Here is a 16,478-nt window from a genome sequence, read left to right as displayed (position 1 = left end):
TCTGCTGCGGCGGCTCTGCTGCGGCAACCCTGCTGCGGCAGCCCAGTAGCGACAGCCCTGCGGCGGCGGCCGTGGTCGGCCTGGCGCTCGCCGGGCCCGCCCCCACGCCCGGCTACTCGGCGAGCACCCTCACCCGCGCGTCGGCTCTGCGGCGGCGGCCCCTGCGGCAGCGGCTCAGCAGCGGCGGCCGTGGTCGGCCTGGCGCTCGCCGGGCCCGCCCCCACAGCCGCCGACGCCGCTCCGCCTACTCGGCGAGCACCCTCACCCTGCGCGTCGGTCGGCTGAGCCCAGTCCTCAAGACCGCGAGAACGCCGTCCGCATCCATTGCACCGCCAGGCAGATCATCGCGATGAAGGCGATGATCATGCCGATCCCGGGACCGCCGCCCGCGGAGCCCGGGGCGTGGGACGACTGCTGCGACCAGATGGCCAGCAGCCCGTCCACCGAGGCGAACCAGCCGCCCGCCGCGCAGACCCAGGCCAGCCACCAGCGCCGGGTCACCAGGGCCAGCGCCGACGCCAGGATGCCGACCCCGGTGGACGTCGCCGCGAACAGCTGCGGGATGCCGCCGCCCTCGCCGGCCAGCACGCGCCAGCCCGCGTGGTCGCCGACCCACGGGAGGATCTGGCAGATCAGCAGCACGAACGAGAACACCGCGATGGTGAACCCGCGGCGGCCCAGCTCCACCGTCCGGGACGCCCGCGCGCCCGCCTCGTCGATCTCGGCGGCCAGTTCGGCCAGCTCGCCGTTGCCCCGCGGCTCGGTCACAGCGCACACCCACTCACCGGTTCGGGCCGGGCCGCCGGGGCACCGAAGCCCGGCAGGCCCAGCGTGACACCGCTCGTCTTCGGCCGCAGCCCGGCCTCCGCGTTGTCGCCGGCCCGCGTCCGCCGGTGGGACAGCAGGTCGCCGTCGGCCACCAGGTGGTGCGGCGCGCCGTAGGTGACGACCGTCTCGACGACGTCACCGGGGCGGACCGCGCGGTCCACCCGCTCGCCGGCCGGCGTGAAGTGGACCAGGCGCCCGTCGCGGGCGCGGCCGCTCATCCGCTGCGTCTCGGCGTCCTTGCGGCCCTCGCCCTCGGCGACGAGCAGCTCGACGCGGCGGCCGACGATCTTCTTGTTCTCGTCCCAGGAGATCGCGTTCTGCAGCTCGACCAGGCGTTCGTAGCGCTCCTGCACGACCTCCTTCGACAGCTGGCCGTCCATCGTCGCGGCCGGCGTGCCGGGGCGCTTCGAGTACTGGAAGGTGAACGCGCTGGAGAAGCGGGCCTGCTCGACGACGTCCAGGGTCGCCTGGAAGTCCTCCTCGGTCTCGCCGGGGAAGCCGACGATGATGTCGGTGGTGATCGCCGCGTCCGGCATCACCGCGCGGACCTCGTCGAGGATCTTCAGGAAGCGCGCCGAGCGGTAGGAGCGCTTCATCTCGCGCAGCACCCGGTCGGACCCGGACTGCAGCGGCATGTGCAGCTGGTGGCAGACGTTCGGCGTCGCGGCCATGGCGTCGATGACGTCGGAGGTGAACGCGGCCGGGTGCGGCGAGGTGAACCGGACGCGCTCGAGGCCGTCTACGGTGCCGCAGGCGCGCAGCAGCTTGCCGAACGCCAGCCGGTCGCCGAATTCGACGCCGTAGGAGTTCACGTTCTGGCCGAGCAGCGTGACTTCGAGCACGCCCTCGGCGACGAGCGCCTCGACCTCGGCGAGGATTTCGCCGGGCCGCCGGTCGCGTTCCTTACCGCGCAGCGCGGGGACGATGCAGAAGGTGCAGGTGTTGTTGCACCCGACCGAAACGGACACCCAGCTCGCGTACGACGATTCACGGCGCGCGGGCAGCGTCGAGGGGAAGGTTTCGAGCGACTCGAGGATCTCGACCTCGGCCTGGGCGTTGTGCCGGGCGCGCTCCAGCAGCGTGGGCAGCGACCCGATGTTGTGGGTGCCGAAGACGACATCGACCCACGGCGCCCGTTTGACGATCTCCCCGCGGTCCTTCTGCGCAAGACACCCACCGACGGCGATCTGCAGATCGGGGTTGGCGACCTTGTCGGGCCGCAGGTGTCCGAGGGTGCCGTACAGCTTGTTGTCGGCGTTCTCCCGCACGGCGCAGGTGTTGAACACGATGAGGTCGGGCTTGGCCCCGGCGGTGGCCGGGACGTAGCCGGCGTCCTCGAGCTGCCCGGCGAGGCGCTCGGAGTCGTGCACGTTCATCTGGCAGCCGAAGGTGCGGATCTGGTACGCCCTGGGTGCCTGGTTCTCGGTCATCGGCTTCCAGGGTAGACCTGCGCATACGTGCTGCCCTGCGCCCCCTCCGGGCCGGTCGTTCTCACCCGGGCGGAACCCGGCACGACCGAGGCCTGCGAACGGAAGGTCGGCCGGAAGGCAGCTCGGAAACACCACCCTGCGGGCGAGCCGGTCACTGCACCCAGCTGCAGCCCGTCGCCAGAACGGAACCGTCGGTCTGCAGCTGGTACGCCGTGCAGGATTCCGTTGCCGGGCCGACCGAGACGAGCAGGACGTCCAAGCCGACGAGCCGCCATGCCCAGAGCGTGCCGATGTGGAACACGTACGGGGCGCCCTGGTCGGGCGAGGGCGCGCACGTGCCCGCCATGCGCAGTGCGCGGAACGTCAGCCGGTCCTGCATCGCGCTTGCGCAGCTCGTCGTGGTTGCGGCCTGGGCGGCCGGTGCCACCAGCGTGCAGCACGTGGCCGACACGAGCAACGCAGCCGCCGTGAATCGTCGGATTCCCATCGTTCCCGCCCTCCGGATTCGATCCGGATACGATATCGCGGACGCCACCGGCCCGAAATGGGACGACCGGGCGATCAGAAACCGCCGGAATGACACGCACGGTGAAATTGTCAGTTATTCGTCCAGAACGGATTACTGCACCGCAGTCGGCGCCCAGGCCGCCAGTTCCGCGCGGACCGCCGCCAGCTGAGCCGCCGCCGGAACCGTCGAAGGTTCCGCGATCAGCGCGTAGTGCAACCCCGGTGTCGCCGCCAGCTGCAGCCGGTCACCCACCCGGTTCACCGAAACCACGTCCGTCACCACCGTCGGTGTCATCCCCGCCGGCACGTGCAGCTCCGTCGGTGCTCCCGCCGCGATCCCCTGCCACACCAGCACTCCGTACCGGCCGGCTCCCGTAAGCGCCGCCGTCGCAGGCAAACTCGGGGGCACCGTGTTCCACGTCAGCGTCTGGCTGCCGTCGCGCGACCGGTCCTCGTACGTGAACGCCAGCGTGTGGCCCGCCACCGCTGCCGGGTACACGCGGTCCAGGAGCCGTGCGTCCTGGCGGAGCTGGATCGTTCCGTCGTCCGCCGTGCGGGCCGACGAAAAGTCTTCGCCGTTCCAGGCGTCGCCGTCCGTTTTGACCTTGTCCGGGTTGTCGTTCATCAGCTCGTGGTGGCGGCCGCTGTAGATGTCCCACTGCCACTGCGTGGCCGAGAGCACCGGGCCCGACTGCACCGGCTGCCGCCACCAGTTCGCCCCGGAAACCCGGGAATCCAGGGCCTGGTACATCGCCTTGTCCACCGTCGGGGCCTTGTCCGACGTGTAGCCCGTCATCGGGTGGCCGAACTCGGTGACGATCGCCGTCGTGCCCAGGGCCGTCGCGCGGTCGCGGACCGTGCCGAAGCTCGCGCTGTACTGGCCGTCGCCCGCCTTGCCCGGCATGAACACGCCCGACTGGGCCAGCTGGTCGTAGAAGTGCGTGTTGAACACGTACCGCGGGCCCATCGCGCCGGTGTCCTGGAAGCCGCCCGGGTGGAGCTGGAAGGCGATGTTGGCGTTCCAGAACATGTTCGGTTCGACGAACGCCGGCTTGTCCTGCCAGCCGGCCGAATCCATCGCGTCGCGGAAGCGTTCGAAGAACGGCCACAGCACGTTCTGCTCCCACGCCTTGCTGTCCTGGCCCTGGTCGTAGCGCCCGGCGAACGGCTCGTTGTACGGGTCCATGCCCGCGACGCCGGCGAACTGGGCGGCGCTCAGGTTCGTCCGCAGGTACGCCATCGTCTGGACGGCTTGGCCGACGAACTCGTCCTGGACGCCGCGGGCGTTGTGCCAGAAGTCCTTCGTGGCGTCCTGGACCGCGCCGTTCTGGGTGATGTTCTGGCCCCAGTGGGCGCAGATGCCGCAGCTCTCCGCCGGGTAGCCGCCGAGGTCGACGACCCACTTCGGCGCGCCGTCGCCGGTGTACCAGCTGCCGCGGTTGAACAGGTAGCGGGAGAACAGGTCCTGGTGAAAGTCCGGCAGCACCGTGAAACCCTCGTCCAGGAACGCCTTCAGCTGCTCGGTCAGCGCGCCCAGGTACCGCGTGTTCACCGGACCGCGCACCGGCTGCGTCCCGGCCCACGCGATCGGGAACCGCACCGCGTTCGCGCCGGTCAGGGCCCGCATCGACCGCGCCGAGCGGCGCGCGTCGGCGGCGTTGGCGAATGGCAGGAAACCGTTTTCCGCCAGCTTCGTCTCGCCCGAGACGTTGAAGCCGCGCAACACCACTTCCCGGCCGTACTCGTCGACGAACGCCGATCCCCGCACGGTCAGCCGGTGCTGCGGGACGTCCTCGGCCACGGCGGAGGCGACGACACCGGACGTCATCGCCACCGCGGTGAGCAAAGCCACGAGCATGCGCATGATGGCGGCCCCAAACATGAAGGAGTTTCGCAAAAGTTAGCGACCCGGCTTCAGGCCGTCAAGGGCCGGAAGGCGCAGTTCAGGCCGCCTTCCGGAGCCATTGCTGGTTGGCCACGCTCGTGCACGGGTACTGCTTGACCGCCGCGCTGTCCGCCGTCGACCCGGAGACGACGTCCAGGCACTTGCCGCTGTGCCGGGCCACCCACCGGACGTACCCGCCGCTGACCGCCTGCGCCTGCCACTGCTGGTTCGTGCCGCCGGTGCACGCCCACTGCACCGCCGCCGCGCCGTCCGCCGTCGAGGCGTCCGCGACGTCGAGGCACTTGCCGCTGTGGCGGGCGATCAGGTTCACGTACCCGTTGCCGAGGTCGACCTCGCTCCACTGCTGGTTCCCGCCGTTGTTGCACGTGTACTGCGTCAGCGCCACCCCGTCGTTCCGGGACGAACCCGGGATGTCCGCGCACTTGCCGCTGTGCCGGGCGACCAGCGCTTCGTACGCGCTGCCGCTGCCGGAACCCGCGACCACCCCGGTGGCCACGTCAATGCTCACCTTCGGGTACCAGGTCATCGAAAGCGTGGTGGCGCTGGGGAACGAAAGTGGCAGCCAGACGTACCGCGACTCGTTGACCGGCCGCTGCCACGCGCCCGCCCAGCGGTCACCCAAGTACAGGTACGAAGTCGCCTGCGAGCCCTGCAGGGGCAGCACGTACGCCGTCTGGCTGCCGTAGCCGGTCGAGTCCCCGACGTTCGCCAGCCCGCTCCACGTCCCCGTGACGCTGGTGGCCGTGGCGTACTTCTGCTGGTTCGGGTTCCAGCCCGTCGCGGCCGACGTGACCATGAAGTAGACGCCGTTGCGCTTGAACATCGCCGGGGCCTCGCGGTACGAGCCCGGCCACAGCGTCTGCACCAGCGAAGCCACTCCGGTGTAGTCGGCGGTGAGCCGGTACACGTTGAGGTCGGCGTTGTCGCGGGCCGCGGAGGCCATGTACGCGGTTCCGTCGTCGTCCTTGAACAGCGTGATGTCCCGCGACATGTGGGCGCCGAGCGGGCGGAAGCTGCCGCGGTAGGAATAACTTCCGTCCACTGTGGACGAGGTGGCCACGGCCGCGCGCGCTTCGGCGTAGTCGTCGCCGTTCTCCTTGTGCATCCACATCACGTACTGCCCGGTCGAGCTGTTGTAGACGACCTTCGGCCGTTCGATCTTGGCCCGGCCCAGCTCGGCCGCCGACGACTGCGTCAGGACGTCGTTGCGGTACTCCCACGTCTTCAGGTCGGCCGACCGGTAGACCGAAACCGCCTTGAAGGTGTCGTCGGCGTTGCGGTTTTCGCCGAACCAGTAGTAGTACGCACCCACCTTGAGCACCCCGCCGCCGTGGGCGTGCACCAGGGCGCCTCCGGTGTCGGTGAACTGGCTGCCGTTGGTCACCGTCACCGGCGCGGCGGACGCAGGGGGTGCGCCGAGCAGGGCGGTGAAGAACACGAGCACGGACAGCACCACACCACGTCGTCGTAGCATGACGGCTCCTTTGCGCAGCACCCGGGCCGGGCTTCTGTTAGCGCTAACACAACTCCCGCAGTTTAAGTGACGCGCGCCACAGGGTGTCAAGGGCCGAACGTCGGCCGGCGCTGAACGGCCGGTTGACCGTGCCCGGGCCGGCCGCTATGTTAGCGCTCACTTTGCGTTCCGCGGCCGCGGTTTCCGGGCCGCGTCCGACTTCCCCGCACCATCGGCACCCCCCCATTGGAGGGCCGGTATGCCCGTTCGGCTCGCGGCGACGACGCCGTCGTCCCACCTCGCCCGGCGGCAGCGGCCGCTGACCGCGATCGTCACCGCCCTCGCCCGGGCCAGGGCGCGCCTCGTCAAGTAACGGCGTTCGGGTGGGTGAATTGCGCCGGTCGGCCGAACCGGATGCCCGTTCCCGCCGTATCCCCGCAGACGAGGAGCCGACGAAACGGAGGGACGACGACGTGGCGCACGAAGGAACACTCATCGGTGAGCGGTACCGCCTGCTCGGGCCCGCGGGGCACGGCAGGGCCTGGCGTGCCCGGGACGAGCGCCTCGACCGGCTGGTCGCGCTCCGGCCGCTGTTCGACGAGCCGGCGGCGATCCCCGCGCCCCGCACCCCGGTCTGCGACGTCGTCGACGAGGACAGCACGACGTACCTGGTGCTCGAATACCCGGCGTCGCGCACGCTCACCGAACTGCTCGAGGAGCACGGCGTGCTGCCTCCCGAGCAGGTGGCCCGGCTCGGCGCCCGGCTGGCGTCGGTGCTGGCGGCGGCGCACGACGACGGCGTGCTGCACCCCGCCGTCGAGCCGGATCGCGTGCTGCTCGCCCCGGACGGCCACGCCGAACTCGCGGCCGGCGCCCGTCCGCCTGGCACCGAGGCGTACCTCGCCCCGGAGGTGACCGACGGCGGGTTCCCCGACTTCCCGGCCGAAGTGTTCTCCCTCGGCGCCACGCTGTACGCCGCGCTGACGGGCCGCCCCCCGGCCGGCTCGGCGTTCGCCGGCAGCGGGAGCACCGGCAGCCCGGTCACCGAGGCCGTGCTGCGGCTGCTCCACCCCGACCCGGCGGCCCGGCCCACGATGGCGGCGGCCGAACACCTGCTGAGCAGCGTCGCGCCCCGCCGTCCGGGAGGTCTTCCGGACGGCGGGGCGAGCCGGATCGCCGCGGGCGACTACCGCTGCGTGTAGACGAACCCGAGCTTGTCGACCTCGTCGCCGGCCCGGCCGTGGAAGCCGGCGAGCTGCCAGCCGGCCGGCGCCGTCCGGGTCACGCAGTCCGGCGTCGTCGAACCGCCGGCGAGCGCGCGCCCGAGGTTGGTGGTGAACCGCGCCGAGAAGATCCGCGTCGTGCCGTTGTACTTGCCCTGGCACAGGGTCGCGGTCGTGACGTACTCGCCGCTGCCGAGCGTCAACGACGCCGCCGTCCCGCCCGTGGCGCCGTGGGCCAGCGTCGTGCCGTTCTCCAGGGTGACCCCGACCTGGTCGACGCGGGAGCCGCTGCGCAGCGAGAACGTCCGCACCCGGGCGGCCGCGGGCGCGGTGGCGACGTCGGTGAAGTAGTCGCCGTGCGGGCCGCCGAACTGCTCCGACAGCTGCAGCGCGGGGTTGCGGGTCCAGCTGAACCGCACGGTGACCGGGTCGTGGTCGGACAGCATCTTGCCCGCGCTGTCGAGGAACTTCGCGTGTTCGTTGTCGTAGAGCGTCGCGTCGAGCGACACGAGCTTGCTGCCGCGGTAGAGCACCTTGTCGACGACCTCGCAGTCGTTGGTGACCGCTTGCTCGTCGCACACCAGCGCCGGGCTGCCCGGGGCCGGCGCGACCCCGCCGCGCACGAGCTTCACCCACGCGTCGGTCAGGCCGTTGTCCGACGCGAACCCGGCGATCGTGTCGGCCGCGCGGGTGTAGCGCGTGTTGGTGTCGCCCATGACGACGACGGCGTTGCCCGCCGAGTGCGTCTTGATGAACGCGGTCAGCTGCGCCAGGTTCGACGCGCGCGAAGCCTCGTCGCCGTCGTTGGTCCCGGCGTTGGTGTGGACGTTGTAGAAGTCGACGTACAGGCCCTCGGCCAGCCGCACCCGCATGAAGGTGAAACCCTTCGGGGTCAGGCAGTCGCCGGAGTCGAGCTGGCAGGACGTCCAGCGGACGCGCTCGAAGTCGTCGGTGTCGTACGGCAGCGACGACAGCGTGTTGAGGCCGCTGCCGATCCCGGCGCCCCCGCTGGTCGGCGTGCGGTACGGGTGCTGGTCGGCGGCGTACAGCTTGGCGTGGTAGTTGAAGTCCTCCTCGACGTGCACGACGTCGTACGGACCGAGCCGCTGCCCGATCGCGGTCGTCGCGGGGTCACGCGGCGTCGGCGCGCTCGAGATCCCCTCGGGCAGGCCGGCGACGTTGTAGCTCAGCACCGAGAAGCTGCCGCCGTCGGCGGCGTGCGCCACCGTCGGACCGACCATTGTGGACACGGCCACGGCGGACAACAGGGCAGCCAAGCGTTTCTTCACGACAACTCCCGCAGGATTCGGACGGACAAACCGGTGGGCGTGTACCGCGGAACCACCCGGTACCCCGGGCGGTCCGCTGCGACGGCAGCGAACCGGCCGCGCAGCCGCCGCGCGCACAGCACTTCGACCTCGTGCGCGGGGCAGGCGCCGGGCGCCCGGATCTCCAGGACGCTGCCGCGTCCGAGGGTGGCCTCGCCGCGCACGAGCAGCACCGAGCCGGCCGCGACCGACAGCGTGCCGCCGGTCTGGTGGTAGCCGCTCACCCGGAGCCCGGACACGTGCAGCGCGCCGCCGGCGAGTTCGACGTCGCCGGCGCCCAGCGCGTCCGGCGAAGCCGCGACCAGCGTGCCCGCCTCGACGCGGGTGCCGCCGCGGTAGCGGTTCCCGCCGGTGAGCGTCAGGGTCCCGGTGCCCGCCTTGACGAGCCCGCCGTCGCCGCCGATGTCGTTGCGCCAGCTGTCGTTCGCGCCGAACCCGCCGCGCGTGGCGTCCATCGTGACGCGCACGACCGAGTCGAACGCGCCGAAGCCGTCGGCCGCGGCGAAGAGGTTCAGGCGCCCCCACAGCTCCGGGCCGTCGAGCAGCGGGTGCCCGGCCGGGAACGCCGTCGTGCGCAGGACTTCCCGCCGCTGCGCCGCGTCGAGGTACGGCAGGCGCGTCTCGAGCAGCACCTCGGCGCCCTTCGGGACGCGCATCGCGGTGCGCGCGGCGCGGCCCGGCAGGCCGTAGGTGGCCCGGCGGTCGACCATCGCGGCGTTGGCCCGGCGGTCGCCGTACTCGTCGGCGCCGGTGTGCGCCCGGGCGAACAGCGTGTCGGCCGTCGTGCCGGTCTGCGCGGTGAAGTACTTCAGCGCCTGCTCGCGCGCGCCCGCCTTGAGCGCGGCGTTCTCCGGGTCGGCCAGCGTGGCCGCGGTCAGCGCGGTGGCCATGGTGCGGCCGCCGATCACGTCCACCGGCGAGTGCATCCCGGCGACGATCCGCGTGTCCGAGAGGTCGTAGGCGCGCGCCACCAGTTCTTGGAACCGTTCCGGGACCGCGTAAGCCAGCGCGAGGCAGGCCAGGTGGAAGGCGTTGGTGTGCCCGCTCGGGAAGCCGGCGTCGTCCACCGGCGAGGTGCTGCGCTGCCGCAGCAGCTGCGGCGCGACGACCACCTCGGACTCGTAGACCGGGTAGCCGAAGGCGTCCGTCGCACCGGTGGGGACGACCCGGCTGTCGGCGGTCAGCCGCCACGGCCGCGGGTACTGGTAGGCGTATTTGCTCGGGTTGCCCGAGGCGAAGGTGCCCCGGACGGTGTCCACGAGCTGCGCCACCAAGCCGAGCGCGGAGTCGTGCGAGCCGGCACCGAGCGCCGAGCCCGCCGGGGCGTCCGCCGGGACGGCGTCGTCGATCTTCGCCGGCGGCGTGCCGTGGGGGGCGGACGTGATGCTCGTGACGGCCAAGGCGCCACTGCGGTAGAGGCTTGCCAGGGGGCCCAGGCCACCGATGGCGGCGTAGGACTGATGCCGGCGGTCGTAGACGAAGGCGCGCTCGGCCTCGGCGTCGGTCCGGCTGCGGGTGACGGCGACACAGTGCCGGACGTTGGCCCGCAGCACGCCCGCGTCGAGCACGGTCCCACCGTCCCAGGTGGACCCGGTGCGCCAGAGCCGCTGCATCCCGGCCAGGATCCGCACCACGGCGTTGGTTTCCGGAGTCCGGTTCGCGGCCACGTTGGTGCGGTAGGCGTCGACGAACGCCGTCTCCTCCGCCCAGGCGGGCACGCCCTGCACAGCAGGCACGGCGGCGACGGCGGGAACCAGTGCGGACCAGCGCAGGAAGGTCCGCCGGTCCACGGGCACAGGGGTCAACTCGTTCTCCTGGGAAGGCGCGCGTGGCGACGGCCGGAAAAAGCGCGCGGGGGAATTCGCTGCGGAAATGATCAGCGGCCGGCCGGGCCGGGTCAAGGAGCGTCCGGAGTAATTCGCCGGGCAGTAACCTGATCTTTTGCGGGGGTATCGTCAATTCGACGAATTCACCCGATTCGCACCTCGGCCGCGTTCGACCGGCGATCCGGCATCGCCCTGCCTGCCTTACGCGGGCCGCAGCTCCGCGCAGCATTCGCCGGCCCGCGGGTCGAGGACGGCCTCGACCGTCGCGGCCTGCAGCCCCTCCAGCACCCCGCCGAGGAACGCCTCGTTGATCCCGCACACCAGCTCGGGCGCCTTCGCGGCCAGCGGGTGGAACGGGCAGTTGCGCAGCCGCAGGCACACCGGGGCCTCGCGGTCCGGCTCGAAGCCGTGCTGCTCGACCAGGGCCGAAGCCAAGGTCAACGCGCGCTCGGTGCCCAGCCTGGTGTTCGACATCGGGTCGCTGATCGTGGCCGAGCCGGGGTTGCTGCCGAAGGGGTCGCTCTGGCTGGACGCCATCGGCGTCGTCGGCGCGCTCGCCGCCGCCCTGGTCGGCACCGGCCCGCTCGTGCTCTCAGCAGCCGCGCTCGTCGTGCTCGCGGCGTCGGGCTACCTGGGCGGGAAGCCGGCCTACCGCTACGGCGTCCGCGTCGCGGCGGAAACGACCCAGGCCGAGGGCTACCGGACGCACTGAAGGAGACGGACATGGACATCGCCGCGCTGATCGCGGCCCCGGCGTGGATCGCCTTCGCCCTGCTCGTCCTGGTGGCCCTGCTGGGCTTCACCATGCTCGCCCGCGGGCTCCCCGGCTACCGCGCCCGCGGCGCGTCAAGCGGCGAAGCGGCGCCGGAGCAGCACTTCCCGGTCGCCGTGGTGGGCGCGCACGGGCTGTTCGCGGTCGCCACCGTGGTCCTCGTGCTGCTCGCGGCCCTCGGCGTCGGCAGCTGACCTGCCCGCGCCGGGTGAAGTCTGGCACGATCGGCCCGTGACCAGCAGCCGTCGGACGCGTGGACTCGCGCTGGCGGGCGTCCTCCTGCTGGTGCTCGCCTCCTGCACCGACGGCTTCGGCGGGCTCAAGCTGCGGATCGCCGCGGGCAACGCCGGCGGCGTCTACGACACGCTGGCCCAGACGCTCGCCACGGCGTGGCAGAGCGGCCTGGACATCGACCGGCCGCAGGTGCTGCAGACGCAGGGGTCGCCCGACAACGTCGCCAAGGTGCTCGCCGGCCAGGCCGACGTCGCCTTCGTCGCCGCCGACGTCGCCGCCGACCAGTACCGGAACAACCCGGGCCTGGCCGCGCTCGCCCGGATCCACGACGACTACCTGCACCTCGTGGTCCGCCGCGATTCCGACATCCAGTCGGTGGGCCAGCTGCACGGCCGCCGGATCGCGGTCGGCTCGCAGGCCTCCGGCGTCGAGTACATCGCCGAACGCCTGCTCGACGTGGCCAACCTGACCAGCTCGGTCGCCAAGCGCCGGCTCGACCTCGACCAGTCCGTCGCCGCGCTGCTGAACGGCGAGGTCGACGCGTTCATCTGGTCCGGCGGCCTGCCGACGCCGAAGCTGGCGGGCGCCAACCTCCGGAACGCGCTGCGCCTGCTCGACATCGGCGGCCTGATGCCGAAGATGCAGGCCATCAGCCCGGTCTACGGCACGGCCACCATCCCGGCGAGCACGTACAACCAGCTCCTGCCGGTGACCACCCTGGTGGTGCCGAACTTCCTGGTGGTCCCGAAGTCGATGCGCGACGACGTGGCCGAGGCCCTGGTCCGCGGCCTGTTCGACGCCCGCCCCCAGCTGGCGGAGGCGAATCCGGCCGCCCTGTCGATCGACGTCCACCCGGGCATCGAGACCCAGCCGATCCCGCTGCACCCGGGTGCGCTGCGCTACTACCGGGCGCAGAAGACCTAACCCGCCGGGAACACCGCCGGGAACACCATCGCGATCCGCAGCCCGCCGCCCTCGGGCAGGTCCAGCTCCAGCTCGCCGTCCGAGTGCGCCACGATCTCGCCGACGATCGCCAGGCCCAGCCCCGAGCCCGGCACGTTCTGGTGGGCCGGGCTGCGCCAGAACCGGTCGCGGGCGCGCTCCAGCTCGTCCGGCCGCAGCCCCGGCCCGTGGTCGCGCACCGACAACCGGACCCGGTCGTCCTCGCGGGTCACCGCGATCCGGATCTCCGTGCCCGCCGCGGTGAACTTCAGCGCGTTGTCGAGCAGCGCGTCCAGGATCGTCTCGGCGCCGCGCGGCGGCATCCGGACCGTCACTCCTTCCCCGGACGTCTCCACCACCAGCCGCACGTCCCGGGCCTCGCCGACCACCGACCAGTCCGCCACCCGCTCCGCGACGGCCTCGTCCAGCACGACCGGGTCGAGCTCGCCGCCCGACGCTTCGGCGCGGGCCATCGTCAGCAGCCCGTCCAGGATCTGGTGCAGCCGCCCCGCGTCGACGCGCGCCGCCTCCAGGTCGGCCGCGGCCGGCTCGTCGTCGACGTGGCCTTCGAGGTTGCCGAGGCGGATCTTCAACGCCGTCAACGGGTTGCGCAGCTGGTGGGAGGCGTCGGCGACGAACGCGCGCTGGGCCGCCAGCGCCCCCGACACGCTCTCGGCCATCCGGTCGAACGACCGCCCGAGCTGACGCAGCTCCGGCGGTCCGCCGCCCTCCCCCACCGGCTCGGCCTCCCGCCCGCTGACCACCGACGCCACCAGCGCGCCGGTCGCGTCGTCGAGCCGCTGCACCGGCCGCAGGATCCACCGGACGACCGGGACCGCCACGGCGAGCGCCAGGGTGAAGGCGAGGATCCCGCCGGCGGCCAGCAGCAGCCACCACCACAGCACGTCGGCGCGCTCGGTGCCGGTCCCGGACACGGTGAGCACCGCGCCGTGCACCTCGCCGTCGGCGAGCACCGGTTCGGCGAGCACCAGCGGCGTCGAATCCCACGGCATCAGCACGCCGGCGGGCTGGGACCGGCGGCCGGCGAGCGCCTCGTGGATCGGGCCGCTGATCCGGTCGGCCTTCAGGTCGATCGGCGCGTCCGACGGCGCCAGCGAACTGGCGAACAGCTTGCTGTCCTGGTCGACCACCACGACCTGGACGCCGTACACCTCGTCGTAGCGGATCAGGTCGGATTCGATCAGCGACTGGTTGTTGTCCAGCAGCGGGCGCTGCGCCAGCGACGCGAACCGGGCGGTGTCGGTCAGCCGGTCGAGGAACAGGTCCTGCTGCGCGCCCGCGGCGATGCTCCGGGCCAGCGGGATGCCCAGGCCGAACACCAGCAACGCGACCAGCGTCAGCACGATGCCCTGCAACCGGACGCGCATGCCGCTCAGCTCCGGGCGACCTGGCCGCCGAGCCGGTACCCGACCCCGCGGACGGTCTCGATCAGCGCCGGCCGGCCCAGCTTCGTCCGCAGCGTCGCGACGTGGACGTCCAGCGAGCGGCTCTCCGCCGGGCCGCGGTGCCCCCACACCTCGGTGAGCACGTGCTCGCGCGAGCACACCGCGCCGCGGGCGCCCGCGACCAGCGCGAGCACCTGGAACTCCTTGCGCGACAACGCGACGGCCTTCCCGCCGACCAGCACCTCGTGCCGGGACAGGTCGACGCTGACGTCCCCGACCCGGATCACCACCGGCTCGGCGGAGGCGTGCTCCCCACGGCGGCGGCGCACGGCCTCGACCCGGGCGAGCAGCTCCTCGACGTCGTAGGGCTTGACCAGGTAGTCGTCGGCGCCCGCGCGCAGGCCCTGGATCCGGTCGTCGACCTCGCCGCGCGCCGAGACGACGATGATCGCGACGTCGCTGACCGCGCGGATCTGGCGGCACAGCGTCACGCCGTCGATGTCCGGCAGGCCGAGGTCGAGCAGGATGACATCGACCTCGTGCACCCGGTCGAGCACCCCGGCGCCGGTGGCCAGCCGGGCGATCGCCAGGCCGCGGCGGGTCAGCGCCGGGATGAGCGCACCCGCGACCCGGTCGTCGTCCTCCACCAGCAGCACCCGCACCCGTCCGCCTCCCATGGTGACCTGCTCCACCGGCCGGTAGGGCGAACTCTAGGACCTCCGGGCGGCACCCGCACCGGCCACCCGGACGGTCACTCCCCGTGACCTCGGGTGGACACCCCCCAAAAGGGACATCGATACTCAGTTGAAACCCTAAGTATTGCTCAAGCGGCCTTGTCAGCCGGTGAAGCAACGGTAGGTTCTCGCCATCGCGTGGTGACCCATGCCCGATTTGCACGAACGACCCGGGAGGCCAGATGACCGCGGAGGTGGCGGCGCCGATGATCAAGGCGTCCGCCGTGAACAAGTACTTCGGCGACCTGCACGTGCTCAGGGAGATCACGCTCGAGGTGCCTCGCGGCCAGGTCGTCGTGGTGCTGGGCCCGTCCGGTTCGGGCAAGTCGACCCTGTGCCGGGCGATCAACCGGCTGGAGCCGATCAACTCGGGCGAGATCGCCGTCGACGGCGTCCCGCTGCCCGCCGAGGGCAAGGCGCTGGCCGCGCTGCGGGCCGACGTCGGCATGGTGTTCCAGTCGTTCAACCTGTTCGCGCACAAGACCATCGTCGAGAACGTCATGCTCGCGCCGGTGAAGGTCCGCAAGGTCGGCCAGGCCGAAGCGCGCAAGACGGCGATGGAGCTGCTGGAGCGCGTCGGCATCGCCAACCAGGCCGACAAGTACCCGGCGCAGCTTTCGGGTGGCCAGCAGCAGCGCGTCGCCATCGCGCGGGCCCTGGCCATGCGGCCCAAGGTGATGCTGTTCGACGAGCCGACCTCGGCGCTGGACCCGGAGATGGTCCAAGAGGTCCTCGACGTGATGACGGGCCTGGCCAAGGACGGCATGACGATGCTCGTCGTCACCCACGAGATGGGCTTCGCCCGCCGGGCAGCCGATCGGGTGATCTTCATGGCCGACGGCGAGATCGTCGAGGACACGACGCCGGAATCGTTCTTCACCGCGCCCAAGAGCGAGCGCGCGAAGGACTTCCTCGGCAAGATCCTGACCCACTGAGAACGTTTGCCCGGCTGCTGCCGGTCAAGACGGAAGGAACCTGAGAGACAATGCGGTTGAACCGAGTTCTGCAGGTCGGCGCGGTCGTGATGGCCGCCGGCCTGGCGCTGACGGCCTGCGGCGGCGGGTCCGGCAGCAACGGCGCGAGCGGTGACAAGAATTTGGTCCAGCGGGCCAAGGACAACAAGAAGCTGACCATCGGCATCAAGTTCGACCAGCCGGGCCTCGGCCTGAAGAAGCCGGACGGCACCTACGCCGGCTTCGACGTCGACGTCGCGAAGTACATCGCGAAGCAGCTCGGCGTCGACGAGTCCGGGATCACCTGGAAGGAAGCCCAGTCGGCGCAGCGCGAGGACCTGATCAAGAAGGGTGAGGTCGACTTCATCGTCGCCACCTACTCGATCACCGACAAGCGCAAGAACGAGGTGTCCTTCGGCGGCCCGTACTTCGTCGCGCACCAGGACCTGCTGGTCCGGCAGGACAACACCGACATCACCGGCCCCGAGTCGCTGACCGGCAACAAGAAGCTGTGCTCGGTCAAGGGCTCCACCCCGGCGCAGAACGTGAAGACGAAGTACGCCAAGGAGGTGCAGCTGCAGGAGGTGGGCAAGTACACCGACTGCGTGACCGCGCTCCTGAACGGCACGGTGGACGCGATGACCACCGACGACGTCATCCTCGCCGGCTACGCGGCGCAGCAGCCCGGCAAGCTGAAGCTGGTCGGCAAGGGCTTCACCGACGAGAACTACGGCGTCGGCCTGAAGAAGGACGACGCCGACGGCAAGGCCGCGATCAACAAGGCCATCCAGGCGATGGAGCAGGACGGCTCGTGGGAGAAGGCCCTGCAGACCAACGTCGGCCCGTCGGGCTACAAGATCCCGGCCGCGCCGGCGATCGCCCAGTGACAATCGGTTCCTGACGACGGACGGTGCGCCGTGAAAGCGGCGCACCGTT

16 protein-coding genes are annotated in these 16,478 nt (G+C 71.7%); 6 read left to right on the top strand and 10 right to left on the bottom strand.

Going from position 1 to position 16,478, the window contains the following annotated elements:
* Nucleotides 1-294 precede the first annotated feature (294 nt).
* The 5 genes from C2L59_RS22880 to C2L59_RS22860 all read right to left on the bottom strand — a co-directional run bounded on the left by C2L59_RS22880 (nt 295) and on the right by C2L59_RS22860 (nt 6,145).
* The gene (locus tag C2L59_RS22880) at nt 295-768 is read right to left on the bottom strand and encodes a hypothetical protein (RefSeq protein WP_103351556.1); all 474 of its coding nucleotides are present in this window, start codon (nt 766-768) and stop codon (nt 295-297) included.
* Nucleotides 765-2,258 carry a tRNA (N6-isopentenyl adenosine(37)-C2)-methylthiotransferase MiaB gene (miaB, locus tag C2L59_RS22875; protein ID WP_103351555.1) on the bottom strand — a complete coding sequence of 498 codons (1,494 nt, stop codon included), beginning with the start codon at nt 2,256-2,258 and terminating at the stop codon, nt 765-767. The genes C2L59_RS22880 and miaB overlap by 4 nt, the downstream gene beginning before the upstream one ends.
* A gap of 151 nt (nt 2,259-2,409) precedes the next feature.
* On the bottom strand, nt 2,410-2,745 hold the full coding sequence (locus C2L59_RS22870; RefSeq protein ID WP_103351554.1) for a hypothetical protein: 336 nt from the start codon (nt 2,743-2,745) through the stop codon (nt 2,410-2,412).
* Between the two features lie 132 nt (nt 2,746-2,877).
* Nucleotides 2,878-4,629 carry a cellulase family glycosylhydrolase gene (locus tag C2L59_RS22865; RefSeq protein ID WP_103351553.1) on the bottom strand — a complete coding sequence of 584 codons (1,752 nt, stop codon included), beginning with the start codon at nt 4,627-4,629 and terminating at the stop codon, nt 2,878-2,880.
* Between the two features lie 79 nt (nt 4,630-4,708).
* On the bottom strand, nt 4,709-6,145 hold the full coding sequence (locus tag C2L59_RS22860; RefSeq protein WP_233223639.1) for an RICIN domain-containing protein: 1,437 nt from the start codon (nt 6,143-6,145) through the stop codon (nt 4,709-4,711).
* 452 nt (nt 6,146-6,597) lie between these two features.
* Between C2L59_RS22860 and C2L59_RS22855 the strand changes: the two genes are divergently transcribed.
* Nucleotides 6,598-7,326, top strand: a complete 729-nt coding sequence (locus C2L59_RS22855; protein WP_103351552.1) for a serine/threonine protein kinase — start codon at nt 6,598-6,600, stop codon at nt 7,324-7,326.
* Here C2L59_RS22855 and C2L59_RS22850 read toward each other — a convergent pair.
* The 3 genes from C2L59_RS22850 to C2L59_RS48175 form a co-directional block, all read right to left on the bottom strand.
* Nucleotides 7,311-8,636 (bottom strand): jacalin-like lectin, encoded by a 1,326-nt coding sequence (locus C2L59_RS22850; protein WP_103351551.1) that lies wholly within the window; start codon nt 8,634-8,636, stop codon nt 7,311-7,313. The genes C2L59_RS22855 and C2L59_RS22850 overlap by 16 nt on opposite strands.
* Nucleotides 8,633-10,471, bottom strand: coding sequence for a phosphatase PAP2 family protein (locus C2L59_RS22845; protein WP_304485943.1), 1,839 nt, complete (start codon nt 10,469-10,471; stop codon nt 8,633-8,635). The genes C2L59_RS22850 and C2L59_RS22845 overlap by 4 nt, the downstream gene beginning before the upstream one ends.
* A 231-nt stretch (nt 10,472-10,702) precedes the next feature.
* Nucleotides 10,703-10,975 carry a hypothetical protein gene (locus C2L59_RS48175; protein WP_370444764.1) on the bottom strand — a complete coding sequence of 91 codons (273 nt, stop codon included), beginning with the start codon at nt 10,973-10,975 and terminating at the stop codon, nt 10,703-10,705.
* Here C2L59_RS48175 and C2L59_RS48170 point away from each other — a divergent pair.
* Genes C2L59_RS48170 through C2L59_RS22830 form a run of 3 tightly spaced genes read left to right on the top strand, consistent with a single transcriptional unit; the run spans nt 10,953 to nt 12,431 of the window.
* Complete coding sequence (locus tag C2L59_RS48170) at nt 10,953-11,213, top strand: hypothetical protein (RefSeq protein ID WP_233223638.1); 261 nt, start codon at nt 10,953-10,955, stop codon at nt 11,211-11,213. The two genes, C2L59_RS48175 and C2L59_RS48170, sit on opposite strands and share 23 nt — an antisense overlap.
* Nucleotides 11,214-11,224: 11 nt before the next feature.
* The gene (locus C2L59_RS22835; protein ID WP_103351549.1) at nt 11,225-11,467 is read left to right on the top strand and encodes a hypothetical protein; all 243 of its coding nucleotides are present in this window, start codon (nt 11,225-11,227) and stop codon (nt 11,465-11,467) included.
* A gap of 37 nt (nt 11,468-11,504) precedes the next feature.
* Complete coding sequence (locus C2L59_RS22830) at nt 11,505-12,431, top strand: TAXI family TRAP transporter solute-binding subunit (RefSeq protein WP_103351548.1); 927 nt, start codon at nt 11,505-11,507, stop codon at nt 12,429-12,431.
* Here C2L59_RS22830 and C2L59_RS22825 read toward each other — a convergent pair.
* Together C2L59_RS22825 and C2L59_RS22820 are read right to left on the bottom strand one after the other, a co-directional pair.
* Nucleotides 12,428-13,837 (bottom strand): HAMP domain-containing sensor histidine kinase, encoded by a 1,410-nt coding sequence (locus tag C2L59_RS22825; protein ID WP_103351547.1) that lies wholly within the window; start codon nt 13,835-13,837, stop codon nt 12,428-12,430. The genes C2L59_RS22830 and C2L59_RS22825 overlap by 4 nt on opposite strands.
* Before the next feature lie 5 nt (nt 13,838-13,842).
* On the bottom strand, nt 13,843-14,517 hold the full coding sequence (locus C2L59_RS22820) for a response regulator transcription factor (protein ID WP_199199209.1): 675 nt from the start codon (nt 14,515-14,517) through the stop codon (nt 13,843-13,845).
* Between the two features lie 278 nt (nt 14,518-14,795).
* Between C2L59_RS22820 and C2L59_RS22815 the strand changes: the two genes are divergently transcribed.
* Nucleotides 14,796-15,524, top strand: coding sequence for an amino acid ABC transporter ATP-binding protein (locus C2L59_RS22815; protein WP_199199208.1), 729 nt, complete (start codon nt 14,796-14,798; stop codon nt 15,522-15,524).
* Between the two features lie 50 nt (nt 15,525-15,574).
* The gene (locus C2L59_RS22810; protein ID WP_103351544.1) at nt 15,575-16,429 is read left to right on the top strand and encodes a glutamate ABC transporter substrate-binding protein; all 855 of its coding nucleotides are present in this window, start codon (nt 15,575-15,577) and stop codon (nt 16,427-16,429) included.
* Nucleotides 16,430-16,478: the final 49 nt, after the last annotated feature.

It is taken from the genome of Amycolatopsis sp. CA-128772, assembly GCF_002904295.1.
Classification (GTDB): Bacteria; Actinomycetota; Actinomycetes; order Mycobacteriales; family Pseudonocardiaceae; genus Amycolatopsis.
Note: the sequence above shows the minus strand (reverse complement) of the source record. Positions and strands in the feature narration are given on the sequence as shown.